Here is a 23375-nt window from a genome sequence, read left to right on the forward strand (position 1 = left end):
GGATATATGCCAATTGGAGACTCTACGATGAAAGATAACAGTTCGTACCAGCGGATAAACCGGAGAACAGTCCTGCAAACGGTGGGCGGAATTGGTGCTGGAATATCTCTTGGGACCGCGATGACTGGGAGAGTCGCGGCAGCACAGCAGGTTTACTACGTCTCCCCTTCGGGTGACGACACGAACGGTGACGGATCAAAGAGCAACCCCTGGCAGACAATCACGAAAGCTCGCGACGAGGTTCGATCGGTCAACGGCAACATGTCCGGCAACATTGAGGTGCGCCTGCGCGGCGGGACGTACCAACTCTCCTCAACAGTCAATTTCACGAGCCAGGACTCGGGAACCAACGGCTACGATGTCATCTGGAAGGCCTACCAGGACGAAGACGTCACGATCAGCGGTGGGACCGAGGTCACCGGTTGGTCAGATCAAGGCGACGGGACCTATGCCGCTAGTGTCGCAAGCGTCGAGATTCGTTCGTTGTATGTCAACGACGAGCGAGCGACGCGAGCGCGAACTACGGAAAATACCGGAGTCGATCGCAAAAACACGGGTGAAGTCGATTCACACGTCACGTGGAATAGCAGCGATAATCCGGTGGTGCCGGCCGACTCATTCAACGAATCGTGGGATCTGGGTACCATCCGGCTCGTTATCGAGCCCCACTGGTATCAGTTCAATATCCGCGTCAGCGACTACAACATCTCGGGGAGTGAGGTTGAAATCATCCCCGAAGAGCCCGAAGCATCGGAGATCTCGAACCGAACTTACGTGTTCGATGACGGGCAACCATTCTACTTCGAGAACGCCAAGTCGATGCTTACTGACGACGGCGAGTGGTTCCACGATCAGTCGGCGGACACACTCTACTACAAGCCGCGGGACGGCGAATCCCCACCGACGAATAGTTCGACGACCGTTCACCGTTCAGGCCTCGAAACGCTGGTCAGCCTTAGCGGTACGGACAACGTTCGCTTCGAGGGCCTCGAATTCGCCCACACCGATTGGACGTATCCCCTAAACAACGGTCTCATCGCCACGCAGTCTTCGAGACCCCAAAACGACATCGATGCGATGCGAGCAGCGGTAGAGACGGACGATACGACCAACGTGACGTTCGAACGGAACGTGTTCAAACTCGTCGGTGGAAGCGGGTTGCTTGTCAAACAACCGGCCACCAATACGACTGTCACTGGCAATGCGTTCCGGGACATGGCTGCGAACGGAGTGATGTTCACCCACCCCTACATGAGCGAACCGTCGTCGGGCGTTCTGGATTCGACCATCGACAACAATTATTTCACCAGATTCGGGCAGACGTACAACAACGGCGACGCGATTATCGCCAATTGGGTCCAGAATGTCCTGATTGAACACAACACCGTGTGGAACGGACCGTACACCGGAATCGGTCTTGGGTACGGATACAAGGACGTCGACACGCTCTTGGGCGATAACACGGTCCAGCGAAATGAAATCCATGACGTGATGTTGCAACACGATGACGGCGGTGGGATCTATACTCTCTCATATCAGGAGAATTCGAGTATTCACGAGAATTACCTGCACGACATCACGCGCGTTTCACAGCCGAGAGGCGAAAGCTATCCAGTTGCTGCTATCTACCTTGACGAGCAGAGCGAAGGGTTCACCGTCGATAGCAATTACGTTGAGAACGTCACAAAGGAGATCAACCTCCATGACGCGGAGAACAACACCTTCACGAACAACGATACGACGGACACCACCATCAGAGATAACGCGGGCGTGACGTCGTCCTACGCGGATATGGAAAGTGCGACGAGTATCGAGAAGGGACCGAGAGTCGTTCGATCGTCCGACTCCGGTGGCTCGATCGAGTTGCTCTTCAATGAATCACTCGACTCGTCCACTGCTACGGATACGTCGAACTATTCGCTCTCATCTGGTTCAGTCGATTCTGCATCCCTGTCGACGACGAAACATACAGTCACCCTCTCGACGTCCGGTACGAGTGGCTCGATCACTCTCTCAATCGACGGTGTTACCAACCTCGCAGGCAATTCACTCACCACAAGCATCGAATTCGGCTCGCCGTTCGAATACCAGCGGCTCTACTGGCCGCTAAACTCCGGGTCGGGATCGGCTGCTCTCGACGCATCGAATCGCGGCAGCGTCAACGATGGGTCTATATCAGGTGCATCGTGGACTACAAGCGGCAAGTACGGAGATGCACTGTCGTTCAGCGCGCCGAGTGACGAGGTTTCGACGGACAGTTTAGATCTGACAACGTCGGAGTTCACGGTCGCGTGGTGGCAAAATCCGAACACCACGGAAGATTACAACCAGAACGTCGCCGCAAAGGACAGCTGGGGGGTCTTCAACTTCCACACTACCGCGAACGGTGCAATCTACTGCGGCATCGATACGAACAACCGGTTCGAACCGTCCGACATCGGGTCGGGTACGGTCGAGACGGACACGTGGCAACACTTCGCGTTCACGTGGAACGACGGCTCGGCAACGTTCTACAAGAACGGGATTGAACTTGCGTCGTCATCGTCAATGAGCAGCGGGTCGGTCACGTGGGATGGACTGAAAGTAACCGACAACGACGGCGAGGTCGACGATGTGAGGTTCTTCGACCGCGAACTCTCGCAGTCCGACATTCAGACGGTCCAGAACAACCCCCACGCGGGTCAAAGACTCTATTGGCGACTCGATGACGGGTCCGGAAGCACCGCGACAGATGTCTCTGGTGGTGGAAACAATGGAACCATCTCCGGTGCGTCGTGGACTACGAGCGGCAAGTACGGAGATGCACTGTCGTTCAGTGCGCCGAGCGACGAAGTCTCAACGGACAGCCTCGACTTGACAACATCTGAGTTCACGGTCGCGTGGTGGCAAAAGCCGAACACCACGAAAAATTACAATCAGAACGTTTCCGCGAAGGACGGCTGGGACGTATTCAACTTCAGTACGGACAGCAACGGCGCTGTGTACTGTGGCATAGACGTGGACAACCGGTTCGAACCGAGCGATATCGGGTCGGGTACGGTCGAGACGGACACATGGCAACACTTCGCATTCACGTGGAACGATGGCTCGGCAACGTTCTACAAGAACGGGACCGAGCTCGCTTCAGCGTCTTCGATGAGTAGCGGGTCGGTCACTTGGGACGGCTTCAACGTTCTCGACAACGACGGCGAGGTCGACGATGTGAGGTTCTTCGACCGCGAACTCTCGTCCGAAGATATCGAGGTGGTATATTTCGGCTGACTTCTCCCCGCCTCAAAGCCGCGATATTGTCGAAGAAAGTTGGGGTTTCAACAGATTCGGATGGTCCAATTACGGGATTTCGACGGTAACTATTTTACCATCTCCTGAAACACTTGAACCGATGGTTCATCAAAGACGAAGTAGTTCCGAGAACCGAACTATTCAGGTTGTCTCCCAATGTCGATGGCCTACCGACTCGAACACCGTCGACTTCGACAGGGGGTCGTTGCTCGGAGATGGCAGTGGGCAGCACGATGAGTAAGCGAACCTATGTGGTCAACCACACGGAGAAAGAACCCCCACTGATAGGGCAGGTGGAGGGAACCGCATGGGCCGATGCGAACGTCATCCGACTCGACCGGTTCCAGTGGGGCGATGACGAAGACGGTCCTGAGACGACGTGCCGACTCTGTCACGATAGGAGTGCACTGTGGCTCCAAGCTCAGGTCGAAGACGACACCATCAGCGCGAGTGTAACCGAGCGAAATGGTCCGACCTTTCGGGATAGCTCTATCGAGTTATTCGCTGCTCCGACACCCACCCGCGACATGCGATATCTTAATTTCGAAGTCAACTGCTGTGGGGTGTTCAAACTCGGATGGCAGCGACCGGGGTGGCGAGAACAGAGCCTCGGTCGCAAGCTGATTGGAGACGAACTCGCCGCAGAGATAGAGGTAGTGACCTCTGTCGACGGGCCAACGAAGGAGCCTTCCCCCAGCGACCAGGAGTGGTGGGTGGCCGCGAGATTACCCTTCGAGACTCTCTCTGCGTTTACCGAACGAGAGGTATTCAGCGGTCCGTCTACATCATGGCGTGGGAACCTGTATCGAAGCGGGGTTCCGGATGAGCTGAAGGGGACGTGGAGCCGGATTCAGCTTCCTGAGCCTGAGTACCACTCACCCGAGCACTTCGGTCACTTTCAGTTCCAAACGTCACGGTAGCCGTTGTTGTAACTCGTCTTCGCCCGGCTTGACTTCTGATATGGATACGATTCGAAAACGTCGTGGTCCAACTCGATGCCAAGTCCGGGCCCCTCGGGGAGGTGATAGAACCCGTCTTCGACTGTCTCCTCGTCTACCAACAACTCCTGTCGCCAAGCTGGTTGGTCGGGAATATATTCGAGAATGAAGAAGTTCGGAATCGTCGTCGCCGCATGAGCCGCCGCCGCCGTCGCAACTGGACCGCGGGAGTTGTGTGGTGCGACTGGGATGTACTCGGCGTGAGCCATCGCAGCGATCTTTTTCAATTGAAGGATACCCCCGCAGTTATTGACGTCTGGCTGGACGATGTCTGCCGGCGTCGGGTGTTGGAAGAAGTCTCGGTAGTCACGGGTCGTCAGTAGCCGTTCACCGGTCGCAACAGGGATGTTCACTCGGTTCCGTATGCGGCGCATCGCGTCGTGATTCTCCGGTGGAACGGGCTCCTCGATGAACAGTGGGTCGAAAGGTTCGATGAGCTCGGCACAGTCGACTGCGGCCTGTGGTGCCAGTATGCCGTGGCTCTCGATACCTAATTCGACCTTCTTCCCAACCGCGTCTCTAACCGCTTCGACGCGGGCCACTGCCTTTTCGCGCTGATTACGCGTCGGCCACGCTCGTTCGCCGTCATCGTAGAAGGGATCGAACTTCATCACCGTATACCCTCGGTCCAATCGCGCCTCGACTTTCTCGACGAAGTTCTCCGGGGGGGCCTCGTAGTCCCATCCTCCGTTGATGTACACCGGAATGCGCTCGTCACTTGGCCCCCCGAGTAGGTCGCAGACACGAACATCGTGGTACTTTCCGAGTATGTCCCAGAGGGCCATTTCGATACCCGAGAGCGCTGTCATCGAGACAGGCCCCCAATTCCACGAGTATCCGTTGTATAATCGCTCCCAGTGTGCTTCGATACCTCTCGGGTCCCGCCCGAGGAGATGTCGTGATAGGTCGTGGACCGCCATCTCGGTCGCTCGCTCCATTCCCGGAGCGGTCGCTTCTCCGACACCGGTGATTCCCTCGTCAGTGTGTATCTCTACGAAGCAGTAGTGCCAGCCGTCCACTGCTGACGACCGATTGTCGCTATCGATGGTTCCGCGTGCTCTCACTAGTGTCGTCTCTACATCTGTGACTTCCATAGCGCATTATCCATGTGGAACTGCTTCTATGTTATGGTGAAAATGAAGAACGAAAGAGAGTACGAAGAGGCGACGCCCTGAGTGTCCGGGTCAGTAGTTCTCGTAAACAGTTTTCACCGACGTGAAGAAGTCGATTCCGGCGTCGCCTTGCTCACGATACGTGTTCGTCGAGGAGTTCTTGTAGCCACCGAACGGGACGTGTAGCTCCAAGCCAGTCGTCTTTTCGTTGACTTTCGCAACACCGGCTTCGATTCTGTCAACGAATTCGTTCGCTTCGGTGTAGTCTTGGGTTACGATACTGGCCGAGAGACCGTATTCGACATCGTTCGCGAGTCCAAGAGCGTGCTCGAAGTCTTCAGCCTCGATTACTGCCAGCACCGGTCCGAATATCTCTTCTTGCGCGATGCGCATCTCGTTGTCGACACCCGAGAACACCGCCGGTTTGATATAGAGGCCGTCAGCGTGAACCCCTTCGGTGAGTTCTTGCCCGCCAGTCTCGAGGATAGCTCCTTCTTCGATTCCGATGTCGACGTATTCTAGCGTGGAGTGGAGTTCGTCTCTGTTTACGTGTGGCCCCATGTCGGGATTTTCCAATCCCGGTCCGATTTCGATTCCTGCTGCATATTCGACTATAGCATCGACGAATTCGTCATACACATCCTCGTGTACTATTGCACGCGATGCTGCCGTGCACGATTGGCCCGTCGTACCGAATGCACCAGCTCCGAGGATTTCAGCGGCTTCCTTCGGGTCCGCACTTGGCATCACAACTGTCGGGTTCTTCCCTCCCATCTCGCACTGGACCCGTGTGAGGTCCTCCGCAGCAGATTGTGCGACGGCGGTACCAACTGCGGTGCTTCCCGTGAACGAAACAGCGTCGATATCGCTATTCGTCGTCAACGGAGTACCCACAGAACTCCCGGCCCCCGTAACCATGTTTGCGACTCCGTCAGGCACTTCCGCCTCGTCCAGACATTCGAAAAGAATTCGCGCCGGACCCGGTGCAGCAGATGCAGGCTTCAGCACGAACGTGTTCCCTGTTGCTAGCGCAGGGGCAATTTTCCATGCGGGAATCGCAATCGGGTAATTCCACGGTGTAATCAGTCCGACCGTACCCAATGGTTCTCGTTTCGTGTAGAGTTTCGACCGCCCCCCACTCGGAGCCTTCACTGTCCCCCCGAGGTCTCGAGTTTTCTGTGCATAGTATTCGAAGATATCTATCGCCCGCTGAACCTCTCCACTCGCTTCTGCTCTGGTTTTTCCTTCTTCGCGCACGAGTGTTTTCGTGGCGGATTGCTTGCGCTCGTCGAGTTTCCTCGCAACTGTACTGAGGAATTCACCTCGCTGGACCGGCGAAGTGCTCTCCCAAGAGTTCTGCGCCACTGCTGCAGCGATTGCTTCCTCGGTATCATCCGACGTGGATGCTTGATAGCACCCGACGAGTTCACTGGTATTAGCAGGGTTTACGACCTCGAATGTTGTCCCTGAACTCGATTCTTTCCAGTCGCCACCGATGTAGTTGCGATGTTCTAACGACATCTGACTGAGTCAACGGTTCCCTATTTTACTAATCTTTGGTTGTCGTCAAGCAGTTTTTCTACTCAGTGTGAACAAAAGATCCGTTCTCGAGAAAACTAATCAGATTCGTATTTGACTAGTGAGACGAAATGGTGATCTCCTGTGCCTGAGAAATTGTTTTATATTAAAACTGTTGTTCTTAATAAATGAACCGTGTGCTTATCGTTACAAGACTAGAACTGTAATAGGACCACGTACTGTTCGTCTCTTGCTGATAGCCCGTACGATGACCAAGAGCAGGTAACCGGAAGCCACGACCGGTGGAGAGACCTACTCGGACAACAACTCTATCGGATGCCGTGGCTTCCGGCGGAGAAGCGCATCTATTTGTTCGAGACAGGACGTTCCACTGGCCGCGACCAGACGGTGTGCAGTTTCCTCCGTCTGAAACTGAGATTGAAGGTGTTCACCAACGTCCATGCTAAGTTCGTAGTAATCTGATTTGTACCCGAAACTACCTGCCATTCCACAGCACTCTACGTCAGACGTATTTACATCGTACCCACAGCGCTCCAGTACAGCGACGGTGTGCGCCTCTAATCCAAGCGTGCGTTGTTGGCAGTGGCTGTGGTAAGCAACCGCTTCACCACTGGCTGTTTTGAGAGATTTGGATTCGGCCTCGTTTTCCAACAGACCAAAGACGTACTCCAGAATTTCGAAACTGTTGTTCGCCAGCATCGAGGAGTCGTCATCAACGAGACGTTCGTACTCACGTCGGAACATCGCAAGGTCACTCGGTTCGATGACAACGATATCACGACCATCGGCGATGTAGGGCTCGAGTGTTTCAATTACTCGTTCAGCATGATCTGTCGCAGTCCTAACCATCCCCTGGGAGTACGGAGCGCGACCACTCGACGAGACGTGAGGAACGACCACATCGACACCGAGAGATTCGAGAACTTTTACGGCCGCTTTCCCGCGTTCGACCTGGACGTGATTCGTGTAGAGGTCCGAATAGAGAACAGCCCGCCGGTCGGGGTCCGTAACCGTCGAATCGCGGTCTGCGAACCACTTGACGAGTGTCTCTCGCTTGAATTCGGGTAACTCCCGGCGGGGGTCGATAGCGAGGGCTCGCTCCATGAGTCGCTTGGAGAGGTTCACGTTGGCCAGCCAGTTAGAAACGGGGGCAGTCGCGCTAGCGAGCCTCGCGACTGTCTCGAAGTTGCCGAAAAAGCGCTTTTGAAGTGGTGGACCACCGTCTTCCGCATCGGGCGTTAATCCGTCCACGAGCCAGTCAGCTGGAGTGGAATTTTTTCGATTGACTCGGTCGCGGACGACTGTGTTTATCCATGGGATGTCGATGCCAACGGGACAGGCATTCACACATCGACTACAGCCAGTACAGAGGTCGTTGAACGCTCCAGCGACGTCTACCCCCTCGATGCCTGCCTCCCAACCAGTCGCAATGCCACCAGAGTACGTTTCTCCGCCAAAGGCGTGGCCCCCGACGCTCTGGAAGTTCGCACACGAGTTCGAGCAGGCGGAACATCGAATACAGTAGAGTGTCTCACGTAGCTGGTCGTCTTCTCGCATCGCCAGTCTGCCATTGTCTATGAGCACGAGGTGGAACTCACGGTCGCTGTCGAACTCCGAGAGTGGCCGCGTCTCGTCGTCGAAGTTTACGACTGGCGTCTCAACCGGCGGAGTCAACAGTGAGACGTAGGAAGTTATCGCTTGACCAGTCCCTGACCGGCCAATGAGCTCGATAAAGGGGCGGAGGTCGGCGATAGTCGGGACGATTTTCTCGACACCGGCGACGGCGATGTGGGTGTCTGTTGCTGCCACACTCTTTCGAGCATTCCCCTCGCTGGTTACCAAAGCGAGCGTCCCCGTGTCGGCTGTGATGAAGTTAGCTCCCGTGAGCCCGACTTCAGCCTCGATGATTTGCTCACCGAGTTTCTCGCGGGCAAAGTAAGTCAACTCCTCGGCCGTCTCCAGCGGTTCGTCTGGGTCGAACGTTTCGTTGAACAATTCGGCGATCGCTTCTCGGGATTTGTGGAGCGCTGGTGCTACAATGTGTGACGGAGCCTCGTCAGCAAGTTGCAAGACCCACTCTCCCAAGTCCGTTTCGACAACGTCCACACCGTCGATTTTCAATCCCTCGTTGACATCGATTTCTTCGCTCGTCATCGACTTGCTCTTGACGACGCGTTTGGCGTCCCTGTCGGCGACGACTGACCTGATGTAGTCGTTCGCGTCGGCCGCGTCATCGGCGACGTACACCTTCCCACCGTTTTCCTCGACGGTCTCTGCCAATTGGTCCAATAACTCGGGGAGACACTGGATCGCGTCCTCCTTTATTGACCGTGCCGAATTTTTTAGCTCTTCGTACTCGTCAAGAGCGGACACTGACGCGTAGCGGCCGTCGTTGAACGCCCGTGTGTTCTCGGCGACCGCCTCACCCTCTGTGCGCATCAACTCTCGAATCTCGTCTGCCTTTTCCATCGTCATACTTCCTCTTCGACCACGATAACGTCAACTTTCCGAGGACCATGGGCACCCTGAACCAGTTCACCCATGTCTGCAGTTGCACTCGGACCGGTCGCCACTATCGCGCTTCCACGAGTCTTGTCAAGTTCTGTTTGAAGAGTCTCCATTGCGCTGCCCAGACTCGGCGCGATGTCATCGGCCCGGACGACAGCGACGTGATGCTCAACGAGCAGGCTCACAAGCTCGCTTCCGTGTCCGGTCATATATAAGGCCACAGAGCCATAGTCAGCAATCCCCAATCGTGCAGGTGTTACGCCCGTTGCCGCGTTTCGTAGTGCGACCGGAGTCGGGTCGACATCGATTACAGTCCTATCGAGCGAGAGTGACGGGTTGTCGAACTCATCGTCGAAGGGGACTCCCACCGCGGGGCTTCTGATGACTGTTGCCAACTGCTCATGAAACGATTCTGGGGTGGTATAAGTCACCTGCACATCAACAGATTCGAGTGATGTCTCAAATGACGACAAACTATCGCTCATCGGTAGTTGTAAACTGTGCACTAGAACATCAACTAGTTTGGGCTTGAAGCAACGCAAACCGAAAGAAATCAGGGTTCCTTGGCACTATCTGCATAGGCCGCTTTGAGGAGTTTGTATAATAAGGATAGTCACCGTAGAATCAACAGAGCCGTGCCATGAGGTGGGCCAATCAATAATAACGCGACACTATCTATTGATTACAAACGTGGTACCGTAATCAACATTTGTCGAGAGCAGTACGTCTGTTATTAGTAATCAGAATATCTGTCTGAAGATTACTGGACACTGTCTGCTGCACTGACAGTAGTTTTATTATGGAGTGTGCTAAATGGTATTTTGTCCCACGCATGACGTTGGGACAGCAATGTGTTAGTTAGAAGGCAGCTCACGGAAGCTCCCACTGGGTTTCACCAACCAGTGCGGAGATTATATCAGCTACTCTTGGGTACCAGCCCCCAGGACACTTATCCCTTGCATCCTTCCGTGCCACACTTCTCACGACTCATATTCGTCGTACTGCGCGGGCAGTTATCGTAGATACAAATATATTCTTAGTAGAGCTTGAGGAAAATGGCATTACTGTTTCATGGCAACAATGTACTCAAATTTCTATTTCGTCCAGGCCTCGTTGGATATCTTCGAAGTACCGACATGCGCGTCCTCGGTCGCTTTGGGATATCTCTACAAGCAAGCGTGTCTCTAAACTATCTTCTATGGACGATTGGAGTTCGCATTTTGACAAATATATTTATACTAGATTATGGGTATTATGACGGTATGAGACCGGAAAACTCGATTCTTGCGGCAAGTCACCTCTCGGTAGGAGAAGATACTATCATCGAAGCGTGTGATGACCCACCTCTACCAGAGTTTGGACTCATCGAACAGGTGTGGGAGACGAACGCGATTCCAGCTGAAGAGATCAGTGAAAGGGTGTCGGCAGCAGTGCTACAACTTCCGCTGGAGGACATCCCCGCCGGGGGAGAAGTTGCGCTCGGTGTTGGGAGCCGCGGAATCGCAAATTTACCAGCGATCGTCACCAATGTAGTGACGACGCTTGACGACGCCGGCTATGAACCATTCGTGTTCCCCGCAATGGGAAGTCACGGTGGTGCGACAAGCGAGGGGCAAAGAGGAATGCTGAGCGAATTGGGGGTGAACGAACAGGTAATCGGCTGTGAAATCCGGTCCAGCATGGATGTGGTCGAAGTCGGCCGCACACCAGACCGTGATGTCCCCGTCGTCGCCGATTCGAATGCAGTCGCTGCTGATGCGATTATTCCAATCAACCGCGTTAAGCCTCATACCGATTTCGATGGTACGGTTGAGAGTGGCCTCTCGAAGATGCTTGTTATCGGGATGGGCAAACAGCGAGGTGCACAAATTGCTCACAAGTGGGCCGTTGACTGGTCGTTCCGGAACATGATTCCGGAGATCACTAACCAACTGATTGAGTCGCTTCCGATCGTCGGCGGTATAGCTATCGTCGAAGATCAGCACGACGAGACTGCACTGATTGAGGGTGTTCCCCCAAGTGGCTTCCTAGACCGTGAAAAGGAACTCTTAGAACAGGCGTACGACATAATGCCAAAACTCCCATTCGAAGAACTGGACCTCGTGGTGTTCGATAAACAGGGAAAAGAAGTCAGTGGACAGGGAATGGATACGAACGTCATCGGCCGTCGTCCGTTCTCAATCAACGAACCCGCCCCTGAGAAACCGAACATCAAACGCATCTTCACACGTAGTCTGTCTGAGGCAACTCACGGCAATGCGATGGGGATTGGCTCGGCAGACATCATTCATGTAGACATCGTTGCGGAACTCGATACACAGACGACGCTGATCAATGCACTTACTGCGAGCACGATCCGGGGAGTAAAGCTTCCCCCCGTGGTCGAGACGGACCGTGCGGGGGTTGTCGCCGCACTTTCAACCATCGGAGTAGTCGAAACCGAAACCGTCCGGGTACTCCGTGCGCCAGACACCATGCATCTCCATCGACTCTATGTATCGCCAGCCCTAATCGAAGAAGCTAGAAAGAGAGATGACTTGCAAGTGGTGACCGAAGCAGTGCCGATCAGCTTCGATGATGGTCAATTTTCCGACGAGTATCCATATGAATGACTGATTGCGGACAGTTTTCTGAAAGTACGTCCTAAGCACGAAGTCACCGATTCCGAAGAACGTGACTCAGAGAAGTCTCAAAATAGAGAAGAACAGGGAGTCACGTTCGACGAGAAAGAGATCTTCCGTACGACTCGCCTTGCTCGTGAACACTGCTTCACACCATTCGACTCTGGTAGGGCAGAGAACTCGTCGTATGATGACTCTCGGTTTTTCGAGTTACAGACGTTCATGGGGATGGTCGGCTGTGGAACCGCACAAGGCGCAGCACGCTTTCAGTACCGACGTGGGAAAGAATACGGCCCGCACGGTGATACGCACCTTCGAGCGGTCAAACAATTCGATAGAGAATCATTCCTTGAAGGGTTCAATATCGCTACTGACCGTCTCCTCTCAGTAATCGAATCTGAAGTCTCGTTTCGGCGGCCAGTGACTGTCGCACTCGACATTACCACAGTGCCCTACTTCGGTGATGTTGAAGGAATGCCGATGGTCAGCGGGACGAAAGACGGTGACGGGCGTGCGTTCAAATTCGCTACTCTCTCGATTGTCGGCCAGAATGTTCCTCTCGTTTTGGCTGTCGAAACAGTTCGTGAAAGTTCAGCGTGGGACGATAACCCGCCGAATCGAATTCATCGTGTGGTCCGGCGATTAGTTCGTCAAGCAAAGGAACACGTTCCTATCGAGATGGTGCTGTGCGACCGCGAATTCGACTCGATGAGAGTGTTTCAGACGCTCTCGAATCTTAACGTGGGCTACCTGATTCCCAAGCGGATCTCCAGCTCAGAGCGGGAGGCGATTGAGCAGATGGAGCAGGACAACCAAGATGTCGCCGTCGAGTCAGCGTCTGTCCATGTTGAACAGGGTTCGCACGCGATGCAGTTTCTGTACGTCCCGTCGACGAAGTCGGGTGGAACGACTGTCTTCGCAACGAATGCTCGTGTCCAGCCGGAAGATGCTGAAGCGTTCTGTCGGCGCTACAGCCGTCGCTGGCAGATTGAAAACGAGTACAAGAGTATCAAGAACGACTTCTTGGCGAAGACCTCGTCGAAGGACTACAGAGTCCGCCTGTTCTACTTCGTGTTTGCAGTCCTCTTGTACAATATCTGGCGGCTCACTGACTTTCTGTTGAAAGTTGGTGCTGACGGTGAGATGGACTACGCGCCTGTGATAACCGCAGGCGAGTGTGTCGAGCTGGTTTCTTCGGCGCTGGTTCCACCTGACTAATTGAGTGGACACCATCCGGTTCGCCTTTCGTGAGTGGTGACGCTATTTCTGGGCTGAATTTTTCGGATGGTTTCTGACAATCACAGAGGAATAACTGGTTTGGATATGTTTTCTAGCTTACTTCACTGTAATCTAGACAATCTCAGTGGCAAACCAACGCTAAAATAGTCCATCTTCCGAAACTGTGTGCTCCGAATTCCCACTTATTTTGTATAGCGATATGGAATTTACCACTCACTCGTGAAATCACGCCCTAATTTTACTAATTGGCGTTGTGTATGACGCACTCCCGCATCAGCCAAAGTATTAACTCGCTATGAGAAAGTCAGTGAGTAATGAAAATCTCACATTCAGAATCACCCCAACACGCAGCGAGCGGGTTACTCTCCGGTGAGCACGCGTGAATTCGGAGGCTGACTCCCAGGGTTTGGACGTCGAAGAGACGACTTCAGACGAGGGACCGAGAGAAAAGCGCTACAAGTGGTCACAGATGAGCCTCGACGAACTCGTCGACGTCTACTGGCAAGACATCGCACCGAAACGATATCGCGATGGGTTCGACGAGGACCGCGACGTCCCAACCTATGATTGGCTCACCGAGCACGGGTACAGTGGCATTGCGTATGCGCTACGCGAGCATCACGACCTCACGCCCAAGCAGTTCTTCGTTGACGTCGTCGGACTCGAAGACGAGGAGTCGGACGGGTGGAAGTGGAACGTCGACCACGACGCTACCGTCAACGCGCTCGAAGCGTACCTCACGTCGATAGAGACCCGTGGTGGGCGAGCAAAGAGTACCGTCGAGACCCACCGGACGCGATTGGCGAAGTGGGTTCGGACATATCGAGAACTGCACGGGACTGATGTGTTGCTTGAACCGCTATCTGAATTAGACCAGCAGCCACGAGAGATAGAGCGGTGTCTCGCCGTCCTCGACGTCTTCGACGAGGAACTATCGACCGGTCGGTCGAAGCTCGAATACCTGCACGTCGCAAGAGCGTGGTATGCGTTCGTGAAGCGCCGGAAGTACGCGAAGTACAACCCACTCTTGGAGGCCGGTGAAGAGTTCGGCTGGGAAGCCAGTGAGCCGGATCCACAGGCACTGTCGGCGTCGCAAGTGCGTCGAATCTATAGCGAGGTCGACTCACCCGAAGCGGAGTTGCTCGTCGTCGCACTCGCTGGGTGGGGGTTACGACCCTCAGAGGTCGCCGCTTTACACGTCGACCAGGTGGTCTTGGATGCAGAGGACCCACATCTGTCGTTCGGTGATGGTGAGAGGAAGAACGGTCCTGGTGAAGTGACGCTGTTGTATGGGGTTGATGTCGTCGCCGATCGGATTGATTCGCTCTCTGACCGTGAGAACTGGAACGGATATCTGTTCCCGTCTCGGTCATCGTCGACGGGTCACATGTCTGTGAGTACGATACGTCGCAGGTTCAAGCAACTTGCTGACCGTGCTGGTGTGGTTGTTGATGGGGATACGCCAACGCCGAAGATGGGGCGGCGGTTCTGGTACTCGGCGTATCAGGAAGCCGTGGGGGAGGTCCTGGAGGGATTGGAGGGAGTTGCTGAAGACCAGGGCAGTTCGTCAACTGAGGTCGTCCTTCGGAATTACTTGTCGAAAGAGCAAGAGCGGAAAGCTCGGCGGAGGAAGATGTACGAGAAGTTGGATATTGCGTTTAGTCGTTAGATTGAACGGCAATTACATAGACTCAGAGATCACGAGTGTGACCGGTCGATGCATCTATACATGAGTAAGTAAGGGTAGTTCAATAACCAATGATATCCGAGGTCGTTTGGCTGGCCGCCGCCAAAGGTAGGGCAGTCGACAGGGGCCATGAGCCACGTGCATTTATTCTGCTGGCCCGCCAGCTTTGACACGATGGGTTCGGGTATTTTCCGCGAAAACCTCCGCTACATCTCGTCTCTTGGGCGATATAACACCGAACGACGCCCAGTCATACGGCAATATTTTGCCAACCGTATTTCGAATAGCGAATTCACCCACGAGAAACTCAATGTGGCCGAAATTAGGGAGTTCGCCAGTCAAAAGCAGTCGAGGGCAGAGGGAGCCAGTCCCAATTTCGAGGAAATGTTTCAAGAGTCGCTCCTTACACTTCCAGAGGATATCAGCCCTCAAGATTTCCAAGGTTACCTGCTGTTTCGATACAGTCATCTGGAGGAGCCACTATCCGAACAGGATGAATTTGCCATTTATGATCTCCTCTCGTTTGAAGCATTACTTCGAGATACGATCTTGGAGGAGCCCGAGCCGATCCTTTCTGAGTTGAACCGCTTCGAATCAAAGGAAAACTATGCTGATCTCTCGAATATCGGTGAACCGAGCAAGGATTTCCAGCAGGCGTGGAATCGAAGGGTCACGCTTAGTCGCAAGGAGATAATTAAGCCGTTCATAGAAGGGACTCTTCCTGACGATCCAACTTTTGATCCGAGGCGACATCAGGAGCGAGTTGAAACAGCCCAGGATATTCTTGAGTTTCTTTCATATTCGGGAGACAGCTCTTCGTTAGACTTCTTTTCGAATCCTGTTTTCCAGGTAAAGGGTGAGGAGCGCGAGATCGTTGTTCCCTTCCCGGAAGTGTTGTTGACTACGGCGCAGTACCGCATTGAGGAGTACGTTGGGCAGTTCAAACAAGTCCAAGCAGTAGAAAACCGAGAGAAGGGCGGTGTCGTTGAGGAACTAGCTCAAGAACTACTACAACAGATACCCAGTCGAAACTTCGTCAAGGAGTTCGAGTATATCCATGACCCCAATCCTGGAGAAGCAGATGGACTTCTCTTTTTCGAGGATTCATATTGGGTGGCCGAAGTAAAATCCCATCCGATCTTTCGGAAGATTCCGAATCGTGTAGAGCTTATCAAGAGCCGATTTACACAGAAGGTGACTCAGGCTGCCGACCAGATACAGAATACCCTGGGCTATCTTGACAGTCTGGACGATGAATTCGGTTTGGTGTATAACCTCACCGGCAACAAGAACTCCGATGAGATGGACACGGGCGGTATAATCATCCTTGACGGGTTTCTTCCAACATTGTACTCTGGTAACGAGCGTGCTGATCAACAATTGGGGATGGGCGATCTCCACGACCACATCGCAGAGAACGAACTGATGGTGGTCATCACACTCTACGACCTCTACCAGCTCATTCAGGAGGAGGAAACAAACCTGTTCGACGAGTTCCTGCTTTGGCGAACTGGGTACGAAGGTAATATGCCGGTATGGGGATTCAGCGAGCGAGAATATTGGGCATTCTATTTTGACAACTACCGGACTAACGAAGAATTTCGTCAGGGTGTAGAAGAAGCAGCGGAAAAAGACATTATCACGGTCTACATCAGCGCTCGGTTCAACGACAAATCACACCTAGAAAACCTCACCAATAACGGATGATAGATTCTATTGGATATTATTGAAATTCAGTCAGCATTGCAGAAATTCTGGTCGGCTGGACAGCAGACTCACCTGCAGACGAAAGCCGAGTTTGCTGCTACCTGAGACGAAAACGGCTTTAGAGGGATTGATGAGGAAAATCAATCTTCAATGTAATCAACGATATCCATATTCTTGAATGGGCTGTCATCACCGGGCACGTTGAACTGCAGTTTGGGATCTGTGTTTCTTGTGTCATTGATGACACGATTGAGTTCACCCGCGATTTTATTTGTTGGGTCTGTTCCGGTGAGTCGACACCAACCTTGCGTCCGGGTCAGTGCAACGAAAGCTTTGTTCCGTGACCTGACGTGCTGGCGACGCCAACCGCTTTCTGACACACTCTTGGAGACCTCCTCAGCGACACTATCTAATCCCATAACATAGACGATGCCAGCCTCATTTCCACGGGCGTGATGGACCTCAGAAATCGTGATTTTACCCTCCTCTTTGAAATTCGCTTTTCGCCCCTGTTGACTCACAGATTCCGTAACGTGGTGAACAATCGGATCGCGATCTTCTCGCAATCCGCCTAAGCGCTCTTCAAGACCTGCTTTCAATTGGTCAAGCGGTTCCTGTCGCTTTTTGAACGGCCATAGGTGTGTAATCATAATTTCGTGAGGAAGTACATTCTCTTCTTCAAGATTCTGTTGAATATCGTCAATTACCCAGTTAATTTCGTCTTTCCAACCTTCGCCCCAGTATAGTCGGAGCAGCTCGGATGGTTCTTGAAATTCCCAGAATGGATGAGGTGAGTTCTTTATCGGCCGTTTGATCACGACCTGTTCACCTACTGATGACGGTTTGAAGTCGCCTTCCACAACTTCGTAGCCAAGTCGGTCCCAGCCATCTTGTGTGGTCAACGTTTGAATAACAGAACCCTCACGATACAAGCCCATTCCAAACGCGTGGGCGGTCATAAGAATAGATCGAGGCGTTCGGAATGACTTCCGCATTATATGAGTTCCGTTAACCCCTCCAGGGAGTTTACGTGAAACCGAAACCCAGGGGTTACCGTTCTCATCGACTCCGAAAAGGTCACGAGCTGAAAGGGCTTCAAGGGAGGCTAAATTCTGCGCTTCGTCATATGCCCAGTAGACACGCTTTGGTTCAGCGAGTGCCAGATGGCACATCCTGAAAAAATGTGGTGTTAGGTCTTGCGCCTCATCGATAATGATCGCGTCGTACAACTCTTCTATGTTGCCTGTATTGATAAGGTCACGACAGCATTGGTCCAGCAGTTTGGGAGTCTTAGTGAACCGGCCAAATTTCATTCTAGCATCATCATAGCTCAGTGGTGACTCGTTCGATTCTCTCGCGATTTCGTAGTACATCCCTGGACCAGTTCGTCGTCCACCCCAACCATGTCGAACGTGTAGCTTGTCCCAGTCCGGATCATCTCCGTCGGAGAAGTTTCGGTAGAAGGCCGCAATCAGTTCCTCATGCGTCTGTCTGAGTCCGTGTGTTCGGAAAGCGACGGCGACGACCCAGTCAGGATGTTCCCAATGAATTTTAGCTGCCCGGAGCGCGCAAACTACAGTCTTGCCAGACCCAGCGATGCCTCGAATTTGTTGTGGAGCATCTGGCACCTGGAGTCCAATTTTGAGCTGTTGATCAGTCAGGATTTTTAGCCGACGGTCCAAAAAGTCAAGGAGATCACGTTTCGACTTCGGCTTAATCGCGACGTTGAGTTGACCGCCACTAATACTGTCGCTGAACTTTAACGTTGCTAAGCCATGTCGGAGAATCTCGTCATCAAGCACCGACTGGGATGACGCCATCAGCTTATCACGTAACGCTGCACGGTCAGTCAGCGTGTCTTTAAATATCAGCCGCTCAGATGGGCTTTCCTCAAACGCGTTACTCCACTCCGTTTTTGTAATTTCCGGCAAGACGACAAAATCAGAGACAGGAATTACCGATTGTCGGTCACTGGTGCGTAGTTCTTCCCGATTTTCGAATTGACGTCGAACTGCGATCATCGCGTCACCCGCCGTACTTTCCGGCCGAATTGAGGTTGGTTCACCTACAAGTTTCCAATCGGGACCGGTGATACTCTCGATGTCACTGACTTGGACATCAACAATATGCATTATGAAGGAGCCAGAAGAAGCCAAACCAACGAGATCGATATACTCGGCGTCCCCACGTCCAGTTTGAGGATATTTGTAGTATAATTGGAGAAATTGCTCAGATAGTGACTCCTCGACGCAGGCCAAGACAGTCCGCTCACTGTCGTTATCTGGTCGGACGTTTTCACCAACTTGACAATTGAGATATTTGTGTTCCCCTGTTGCAATTCTATTGGGGATGTTGTACGGCGAACTGCCCATGCAGATTCTTTTTCTTGTGGTGACAAATATTCTCGCCCCAGAATTACCATAGCATTCGGTCAGTTTGACTGGTAACGATATACGACCTCTGCAGTCGGGGAATCAGGCAAATCAGATAATTCGACAGTCATGCTATCCCCAGCTGCACGGTCGATCGCGTAATCCTCAATGACATTTGCATCGCCGATGAGCCGATACTCCACAGTGACTCTTCCACTTCCATTGGACACAAGCGACCGAAAGGATGTCTGGAATTCTTCTTCAATTGGGGTACCCTCACCCTCAGGGATTCGAGCGACAGTGACATTCTTTGCGACGAACGTAGCTGGTTCCTCCTGTGGACGGGCAGAAGTGTCTTCTAAAACACGATTGTCTTCAGGATCGTAACGTCGAAGAGGTGTTTGACTCACAGCAGACCGGAACCAGTCTATCTCTGGGCAATCTACGGTACAAGTAAGTGCTAAATTCTGTGCTACACCGTGGCCGTAGTTGGCAAGTTTGAGATAGACATCGTCACCTTCGAACCAACGGTCAACAACTTCAATAGAGGGCTCAGTGTCAAATCGTAGCAATCGTTTTTCCATCTCGACTTGCGCTTTGCTCAATTCAAGCTGACGCTGGGTGAGAAGAATCACGGTTGCAGTAAGGAGGGCGCTTAGAAGGGTTGTCGTCACGCTTACTGGGTTCTGGACAGTAATGTACCCAAAATTGACACCAACCATTCCACCAACTAGCCCGAGAGACAGAACAATATACGCAATCAGCCACCCAGACCCTTTATCCAAATCCATCGTTTCACCTACATTCTACTTACTCAAGAGTTGGGTATAATAATCTGTGAGTCTCATTCTGGCGTCTGGTTGCACCTACCGTTCCGGTGCAGATGTTCGGGAGCGTGTCGTACTCCGAGACGGAGGCGGTCAACACTTAACATTACCTGACCGAACTATGGCCTCGGGTTCTCGCACACCGCCGCTTCTCCCATTCACGACGTCTCAATGCTTTACAGCGAACACACGATCCTCCTCTTCGATCATCTCCAACAACTCCATATCAGTTCGGAACTCTACCGAGTTCTTCTCGACGTACGACGGAACGAGGTTCGATACCACTAGCTTTCGCACCACCAGATTCTGCCAGTCGCTGGGGAACTCGTGCCCTACTTTTTCGCCTTGTCCATCCAGGGCGGTGAATCGGTCACCCGGATTGAGCCCAAGCCACAGATCCACCTTTTCGGGAAACGGCAGTCCGGTCGGTGACCCCTCGTACCCTTCCACCATAATGTTGAAGACCTTGTGATCGAACTTGCCGTTCAGCGCCTCTATTCCCTCGGCAGTGTTCATCAAGAGCTCCGGCATCAGGTATTTGCATTCAACGAACCAGAGTTCGTCCTTATCCTCGTTCACCACGAGCAGGTCGATCTCCGAGGAGTCCTCACCGGGGATCTCAGCGCTATGATAGCACTCAAACCCTTGGCCAGCAAGGTATCCGTACAGATTCTTCTCGAACTCTATTCCACGCCACGTGGCGACTTTGTTCAGGATCTCGTGGCCACTATTCTTGTCGCCATTCTGGAGGAGCGGGAAAATCTGGAATCGCAGCAATTGGGCGTACCACCGGGGATAAACGAACCTAGTGAGCTCCCGAGTCTTCGGCGGGCGACCCGGTTGCTGGTAGTAGACATCCGTGACCGAAATCTCAAACAGGAAGGGGTGGGCATCGAGATTCTCCTCACCGACCACAACGAACTCCCGAACATCTTCCCAGTCATCACTGAATGTTTTCTCCCCAGCTTGCGCGAGGCCATCCTCGTTCGTCATCGCGAGCGTACTGTCCTGAAGGATCAGCTCTCCCTCTTCGTTAGCGAACTGGCTGTCAATCCGATCAAGAAATTCCGTGAGGTCGAACACAGACACGTTGTCAGGCATCGAAGTTCCGTAGATATCTCCGACAGTACTGTCGGCCGAGGCAACGAAGAGCATCGAGAGTATAAATCCGTAGAACGTGTTTCCAAAGTCTTCCAGCGTGTCGATTTCGTCGCTCGTCGGCTTCTCGAAATCCCGAATCTCCTCGTGCGTTTTGTCGAATCGCTCGACATCCTCCTCCCTGCCACCGATTAGGCTCCGCAGGCATCGTTCGAAGCAGTACCGGTATTCCGTGTCGCGAAGATCGTAATCACCGAACAGAAACTTCCCATCAGTCATTGGCACAGGGTACTCCAGACAGACCCGGAATCGGTCTTCGATGTGATTGAGTGCCGTGACGAGCTCAGCCTGGGTAGAGAGCAGTGCGTCGATAATATCGTCAGGATCGTCACCACGATCCAGCTGATCGTTGCCGAATTGACTTTCGTCTGCCGTGTAGACGATATTGATCAGATAGATAATGTAGGCGAATTCCCGCATATTCAGGCGGCGATTTTCGTAGAACTCGTACGAGATTATGTTGAGACGTTCTATGAGATAGAGGAGCAGGTGGTCCTTATCGTAGTCTTCCAATAGTCGGATCAGGTTCTCGTCCCGCAAGAGTTGGCGGTCACGCTCAACTTTGTCTTCGACAACGTCCAAATCTGCTATCTCGATATTGAGGCAGTTTGGGCACAGTAGTTTCTCTTCTTCGCGGTTCACGAGTAGAAGATGACCACATGTAGAACAGGGCATTTCTATGTATTCAGTAGATCTGTAGATACGTTATAATTTGGTAATCCTATTAGCTGGCCCCCTCGCTGACCCGTTTACCAGAGTATACCGGACCGACCCAGACCCCACCGCCCCGCCCTCCGCTCCGTGCTCGCTTCGCTGCGCGCGCAGCCACGACCTCGGATACTAGTCCAACATTTATGCCGGAAAACGAGAGAATGAACCCTCGCTAGTTATCGTCGATATCAAACTCCGACGGAACGACATTTCGATGTACCCAGGCCTCCAGTGCTGTATCAACCAAGTCCTGGAAAGAGTCGAACTCCGAACCAGCCTGGACGACTTCATCAGTTTTGGGATCAACGGAGTCACCGTCTTTCACGTCGTCAAGGTCAACAGGGAGTGCGTCTCTGAACTCCGGCAGCGAGTCAAACTCCGTGTGGTTCTCAAAGAAGGTCTCGGAAAACAGGTCTGACGGGTCGATGTAATTCAACGAGATATCGACGATGTCCTGATTCGCCCATTCCTCAGTGGCCTCGCGGTCGTCCTGTTCAAGGGCTTTAGATGCTTCAGCGAATTCTTGTTCTATATTGTCGACGAGCATCTGCATCCCCAGCATATCGGCCAAGGACGGGGAATTTAGATGTGTCATCAATAGGTCGGTTGTAACCTGTGCGAGGGAGATCGCGGTTAGTTGGCCTGGAAGATTTAGTCCGGCATTCGACGGACCTGAAAGCAGTACGCCAGGTTGCTCGATGTCTTCGTGGCGGATGATTCCTAATCGGTCAAGTGTTCCTTTTGACCCTGCGTGGACGGATTCGCAAGCCAGCATGTAGTACGGGGTGAGGTGCTCTAAATCGACCTCTTCTTTCATACTGTGGAGTGAGGGACCGCCGTTGCCAGTGTGAGCTTCAGCTGCCCAGCCAGATCCGTACCCGTTGTCGTCGATGGATTCACCGAACTGCTCTACGAGTTCGTCTTTTATTTCCTCGAGTCCTTCGAGGACTTCGGATTCGAGTGGTTCGATGTTGAGGTTATCTTGGTGCTCTCGGTAGGTCTCAGCGAAGTAGTACTCCCAGATGTTATGATAGCTGAGGAAGCGTTCTGCGGTTTCATCGCCGTGGTTAGAGATGAATGAGGAGGTGATGGAGAGTTCGTAGAGTGATCGCCAGCGGGCGAAGGCTCCGTCCGCGAAACCTCCTTCGAGCAGGTGGTGGATCTCTAAAGCGACTTGGACTGAGCGGGAGTGTAGGTGTACGAGGGCTTGAAACTGGTAGTTCTCGTTTCTCTGGGCTTGGAATCCGAGGTCTTGGTTGATTGCTCTGCCGCATTCCATTGACCAAATGATGAGCCGTTCGAGTAGTTCGAGTGGTTCACCCCATCGGTCCTCAAGTCTCTCTTGGAAGCCTTCGATTGTTTCGTGGTAGCGTTCGAGGCCTTCGCCATCGGAGAGAATTCGCTCATAGGTGTGAAGAGCTAGCTCCCTGATGGATTCCTCCATTGATTCTTGAACGACGTGCTGAATGTCTCCCTCGCTGAGATCGTTCAATTGGTCTTCATCGATTTGTTCAGCAAGCTCGTCTCGGACTGCGTCTACAAGTGGATCTTCAGATAGATTGATGTCGTCTATGAGGTCCTCGTCCATGCTTTGCTGGGTTATTGTCTGATTGA

At 53.0% G+C, this 23375-nt stretch carries 13 protein-coding genes and 1 pseudogene; 6 read left to right on the forward strand and 8 right to left on the reverse strand.

All coding sequences use genetic code 11. The features are described from left to right. The first annotated feature begins 27 nt into the window (after window positions 1-27). Both ABY42_RS18585 and ABY42_RS19235 read left to right on the forward strand, forming a co-directional pair. Window positions 28-3261 (forward strand): LamG-like jellyroll fold domain-containing protein, encoded by a 3234-nt coding sequence (locus ABY42_RS18585; protein WP_197092954.1) that lies wholly within the window; start codon window positions 28-30, stop codon window positions 3259-3261. Window positions 3262-3497: 236 nt separating this feature from the next. After that, entirely contained in the window at window positions 3498-4202 is a 705-nt protein-coding gene (locus ABY42_RS19235; protein WP_082220742.1) for a carbohydrate-binding family 9-like protein, read from the forward strand. On the opposite strand, the gene ABY42_RS18590 is transcribed toward ABY42_RS19235, so the two are convergent. The 4 genes from ABY42_RS18590 to ABY42_RS18605 all read right to left on the reverse strand — a co-directional run bounded on the left by ABY42_RS18590 (window position 4181) and on the right by ABY42_RS18605 (window position 9834). Next, window positions 4181-5374: a mandelate racemase/muconate lactonizing enzyme family protein gene (locus ABY42_RS18590; protein ID WP_082220743.1), complete on the reverse strand. Its 1194-nt coding sequence runs from the start codon at window positions 5372-5374 to the stop codon at window positions 4181-4183. The two genes, ABY42_RS19235 and ABY42_RS18590, sit on opposite strands and share 22 nt — an antisense overlap. 90 nt (window positions 5375-5464) lie before the next feature. Then, the gene (gene xacF / locus ABY42_RS18595) at window positions 5465-6913 is read right to left on the reverse strand and encodes a 2,5-dioxovalerate dehydrogenase (RefSeq protein WP_050460458.1); all 1449 of its coding nucleotides are present in this window, start codon (window positions 6911-6913) and stop codon (window positions 5465-5467) included. 309 nt (window positions 6914-7222) lie between these two features. Next, window positions 7223-9400 carry an LUD domain-containing protein gene (locus ABY42_RS18600; protein WP_050460459.1) on the reverse strand — a complete coding sequence of 726 codons (2178 nt, stop codon included), beginning with the start codon at window positions 9398-9400 and terminating at the stop codon, window positions 7223-7225. Window positions 9401-9402: 2 nt separating this feature from the next. After that, window positions 9403-9834, reverse strand: coding sequence for an LUD domain-containing protein (locus tag ABY42_RS18605; protein WP_331458237.1), 432 nt, complete (start codon window positions 9832-9834; stop codon window positions 9403-9405). 867 nt (window positions 9835-10701) lie between these two features. Here ABY42_RS18605 and ABY42_RS18610 point away from each other — a divergent pair. The 4 genes and pseudogenes from ABY42_RS18610 to ABY42_RS20020 all read left to right on the forward strand — a co-directional run bounded on the left by ABY42_RS18610 (window position 10702) and on the right by ABY42_RS20020 (window position 16693). Then, the gene (locus ABY42_RS18610; protein WP_050460461.1) at window positions 10702-12051 is read left to right on the forward strand and encodes a lactate racemase domain-containing protein; all 1350 of its coding nucleotides are present in this window, start codon (window positions 10702-10704) and stop codon (window positions 12049-12051) included. A gap of 120 nt (window positions 12052-12171) precedes the next feature. Continuing rightward, window positions 12172-13278 (forward strand): annotated as a pseudogene (locus ABY42_RS18615) (transposase); the annotation flags it as partial. Between the two features lie 490 nt (window positions 13279-13768). Continuing rightward, window positions 13769-14968 (forward strand): tyrosine-type recombinase/integrase, encoded by a 1200-nt coding sequence (locus tag ABY42_RS18620; RefSeq protein ID WP_050460489.1) that lies wholly within the window; start codon window positions 13769-13771, stop codon window positions 14966-14968. 192 nt (window positions 14969-15160) lie between these two features. Further along, window positions 15161-16693, forward strand: coding sequence for a hypothetical protein (locus ABY42_RS20020; protein ID WP_231608424.1), 1533 nt, complete (start codon window positions 15161-15163; stop codon window positions 16691-16693). A gap of 140 nt (window positions 16694-16833) precedes the next feature. On the opposite strand, the gene ABY42_RS19575 is transcribed toward ABY42_RS20020, so the two are convergent. The 4 genes from ABY42_RS19575 to ABY42_RS18640 form a co-directional block, all read right to left on the reverse strand. Next, entirely contained in the window at window positions 16834-19065 is a 2232-nt protein-coding gene (locus ABY42_RS19575) for a DEAD/DEAH box helicase (protein WP_156224469.1), read from the reverse strand. Between the two features lie 59 nt (window positions 19066-19124). Further along, window positions 19125-19856: a hypothetical protein gene (locus tag ABY42_RS19580; protein WP_156224471.1), complete on the reverse strand. Its 732-nt coding sequence runs from the start codon at window positions 19854-19856 to the stop codon at window positions 19125-19127. Between the two features lie 204 nt (window positions 19857-20060). Continuing rightward, a complete protein-coding gene (locus ABY42_RS18635) occupies window positions 20061-21692 on the reverse strand; it encodes a hypothetical protein (RefSeq protein WP_050460464.1) in 1632 nt (543 codons plus the stop codon). A 241-nt stretch (window positions 21693-21933) separates the two neighbouring features. After that, complete coding sequence (locus ABY42_RS18640; RefSeq protein ID WP_231608426.1) at window positions 21934-23349, reverse strand: DUF5677 domain-containing protein; 1416 nt, start codon at window positions 23347-23349, stop codon at window positions 21934-21936. Window positions 23350-23375 lie beyond the last annotated feature (26 nt).

This window comes from Haloferax gibbonsii, from assembly GCF_001190965.1.
In the GTDB taxonomy this organism is placed as follows: Archaea; Halobacteriota; Halobacteria; order Halobacteriales; family Haloferacaceae; genus Haloferax; species Haloferax gibbonsii.